The organism is Protofrankia sp. Cr1, assembly GCF_963555865.1.
Classification (GTDB): Bacteria; Actinomycetota; Actinomycetes; order Frankiales; family Frankiaceae; genus Protofrankia.
The window spans coordinates 30,681-34,136 of sequence record NZ_CAUVXO010000008.1 but is presented as its reverse complement, the minus strand read 5'-3'; the positions used below and the strand labels follow the sequence as shown (position 1 = coordinate 34,136).

Below are 3,456 nucleotides of genomic sequence, written 5' to 3'. Positions count from 1 at the left end.
CTGTTCGAGCTGACCGGATTCCGGCGGCTTTTCAGCTCCCGACTGACCTCGCAGACGGCGGACGGGGTCTTCCAGGCGAGTTTGGTCAGCTATGTGCTGTTCTCGCCGGAGCGGGCGACCTCCGCCGCGGCGCTGGCGACATCGCTGGCGATCGTGGTGCTGCCGTTCAGTGTCATCGGACCGTTCGCCGGGATCCTGCTCGACCGGGTGTCGCGGCAGCGGGTGCTGGTGGTCAGCGCGCTGGCCCGGGCCGTACTGCTCGCCATCCTCGTCGTGCTGATCGCCGCCGGCCATACCGGTGCCGACTTCTATGCGGCCGCATTGGCGGTGGTGAGCGTCAACCGGTTTGTGCTCGCCGCGCTGTCCGCGGGCCTGCCGGTGGTCGTCCCTGCGGGGCGGCTCGTCACGGCGAACGCCGTATCGACGACCGCCGGCACGCTTGCGACCCTCATCGGCGCCGGTATCGGCAGTGGTCTGCGGGGGCTGATCGGCGGGGACGACGCGGGTGTCGCCTTTGTGGCTGCGCTCTCCGGCGTCGTCTACCTGCTTGCCGCGGGGACCGCCGCCCGAGCGGGCCGGGGCGAGTTCGGCCCCGTGCACGCCACGCCCGGGCAGGGCGTTCTTGGCGAGGTCGGGCAGGTGGTCCTGGAACTGGCGGACGGAGCGGGTCACCTGTGGCGGCGGGCGCCGGCCCGGTACGCCCTGGCCGCCTTGACCGGTTCCCGGGCGTCATATGGTCTTACATCGGTTATGGCGATCCTGCTCTACCGTAACTACTTCACGGGCGCCGTCGGAGGTCTGGCGGGCCTTGCCCTGCTGGTGGGCGCCGGCGGGTTGGGAACGGTCACGGCCGCTTTCGTGACGCCGCGGGTGACCCGCCGGGTCAGCAAGCAGATGTGGATCATCTTCGTGCTGCTCGGCGCCGGGATCATCGAGATCTCCCTGTGTCTGCCGTTCAGCTCGGCGCTGTTGATCGTCGCGTCGGTGCCGATCGGGTTCGCCGCCCAGGCCAGCAAGATCTGTGTCGACACGATCGTGCAGGAACAGATCGACGACGCCTACCGGGGGCGCGCCTTCGCCCTCTACGATCTCCTGTTCAACGTCGCCTACGTGGCCGCTGCCGCGCTCGCGGCGATCACCCTGCCGGCCACCGGCAGGTCGGCGGTTATGGTGCTGGTCGCCGGAGCCGGGTACATCGTGTGCGCGCTGCTGTACCTGAGCAGGCGGACGTCCGACCCGTCCGACCCGTCTGATCTGGACGGCTTCGGGGGAGTGGAGGTCCGCCGGTTGCCGAGCGCCGCAGCGCAGCCGGGCCCGATGACAACGGTTCCCACCAGGACTGCGACCTGACGCCTGACGCCTGACGCCTGACGCGCAGCTGACCGCGGTCAGACGGTGAGCGACGACGAGAGTGGCCCGGCCGCCCCCTCCGGGTGGCCGGACCACTCTCGTACATCCCGGGTCGCCTTGCGCGGGACGCCTCGCGCGGGGCGTCCTACTCGCCGCGGATGAACGCCTCCAGCTTGTCACGTGCGACGTTGTCGCGGTACTGCTCCGGCGGCGACTTCATGAAGTAGGAGGATGCGGCGACCAGCGGCCCCCCGACACCCCGGTCAAGAGCGATCTTGGCGCAGCGAACCGCGTCGATGACCACACCGGCACTGTTCGGCGAGTCCCACACCTCAAGTTTGTACTCCAGGTTCAGCGGCACATCGCCGAACGCGCGTCCTTCGAGGCGGACATAGGCCCACTTGCGGTCGTCGAGCCAGGAGACGTAGTCGGACGGGCCGATGTGGATGTTGTCCCGGCCCATGTCGTGGGAGAGCTGAGACGTCACTGCCTGTGTCTTGGAAATCTTCTTGGACTCCAGCCTGTCCCGCTCGAGCATGTTCTTGAAGTCCATGTTGCCGCCGACGTTGAGCTGCATCGTGCGGTCCAGGACAACGCCCCTGTCTTCGAACAGCTTTGCCAGGACGCGGTGGGTGATTGTCGCGCCCACCTGCGACTTGATGTCGTCCCCGATGATCGGCAAGCCGGCCGCGCGGAACTTCTCCGCCCATTGCGCGCGGCCCGCGATGAAGACCGGCAGGCAGTTGACGAACGCGACGCCCGCGTCGATCGCGGCCTGGGCATAGAACTTCGCCGCGTTCTCGGAGCCGACCGGCAGGTAGCAGACAAGGACGTCGACTCGGGACTCACGCAGCGTGGCCACCACGTCCACGGGTTCCTCGTCGGATTCGGCGATCGTCTCGCGGTAATAGTGACCAAGGCCGTCCAGAGTGTGGCCGCGGGCGACGGTGACGCCCAGTGGCGGCACATCGGCAATCTTGATGGTGTTGTTCTCGCTGGCGACGATCGCCTCGGACAGATCGCGTCCGACCTTCTTGGCGTCGACGTCGAACGCCGCGACGAACTCCAGGTCCCGAACGTGGTACTGGCCAAGCTGGGTGTGCATCAGGCCCGGTACCTGCGCCGACGGCTCAGCGTCGCGATAGTACTCGATCCCCTGGACGAGGGATGCGGCGCAGTTGCCCACACCGACAATAGCGACACGTACCGAACCCATGACGGTCTGCTCCCTTTGGCTGTGTGTGAAGCGGTATTGGTTGTGGACGCTGGTGGGTGGGGCGGGGATGCGGGCCCTGCGGTGCCGCCGAACTACCCGGTGGGCGGGACTGCGTCGCCGTTGTCCTCCCGGCCCGGTGGCGTCGGCACGCTGGCCGGAAGGTGCGCGATCATGGATCCTCCTGCGCACCTGGAGACCCGGTTGATTGTGGAGCTGCGGGCAGGTCTGGTGGCAGCCCCGCGGACACGGCGGTCGGCGGTGGTTGCGTCCGTCCGGTCTCGGCCCGTTCGGTTTCGATCAGTTCAGTGAGCCAGCGGACCTCGCGCTCGACGGACTCGAGGCCGTGGCGCTGCAGCTCGAGGGTGTAGGAGTCGAACCGCTCGCGGGTCCTGGTCAGGGCGGACCGGACCTTCTCACGCCGTTCCTCCAACCGGCCGCGTCGACCTTCGAGGATGCGCAGTCGGACAGCCGCGTCGGTCTTGCCGAAGAAGGCGAACCGGACGCCGAACATCTCGTCCTCCCAGGAGGACGGCCCGCCCTCACCGAGCAGGGTGACGAGGCGTTCCTTGCCCTCGGCTGTGAGGGTGTAGACAACGCGGCTGCGGCCGCCGAGGCGACCCGCGGCACTGGAGTCGTCGGCGGTGACGTAGCTCTCGGCCGCGAGCTTGCGCAGGCATGGATAGAGGGACCCGTAGCTGAAACGGTGGAAGGTACCCAGCACGGTGTTCAGCCGCTTCCGCAGCTCGTAGCCGTGCATCGGACTCTCCGAGAGCAGCGCGAGGACGGCCAACTCCAGCATTGCCGCTCCCTCCACCGTAATCGACCTGGCGGTTGTCTGATCCAGCGAGTGCCTGAACCGATGGTTGTGATCTGGCTATTTTGATCTCGTC

Annotated in this window: 3 protein-coding genes; 1 reads left to right on the top strand and 2 read right to left on the bottom strand. The window is 67.9% G+C overall.

Annotated features, from left to right (window positions below):
* A partial coding sequence (locus U9980_RS01990) for an MFS transporter (RefSeq protein WP_416210116.1) occupies positions 1-1,350 on the top strand: 1,350 nt, incomplete at its 5' end.
* A 145-nt stretch (positions 1,351-1,495) separates the two neighbouring features.
* Here U9980_RS01990 and U9980_RS01985 read toward each other — a convergent pair.
* Both U9980_RS01985 and U9980_RS01980 read right to left on the bottom strand, forming a co-directional pair.
* On the bottom strand, positions 1,496-2,566 hold the full coding sequence (locus U9980_RS01985) for an inositol-3-phosphate synthase (RefSeq protein WP_322766432.1): 1,071 nt from the start codon (positions 2,564-2,566) through the stop codon (positions 1,496-1,498).
* Between the two features lie 169 nt (positions 2,567-2,735).
* Positions 2,736-3,365, bottom strand: coding sequence for a PadR family transcriptional regulator (locus U9980_RS01980; protein ID WP_322749181.1), 630 nt, complete (start codon positions 3,363-3,365; stop codon positions 2,736-2,738).
* Positions 3,366-3,456: the final 91 nt, after the last annotated feature.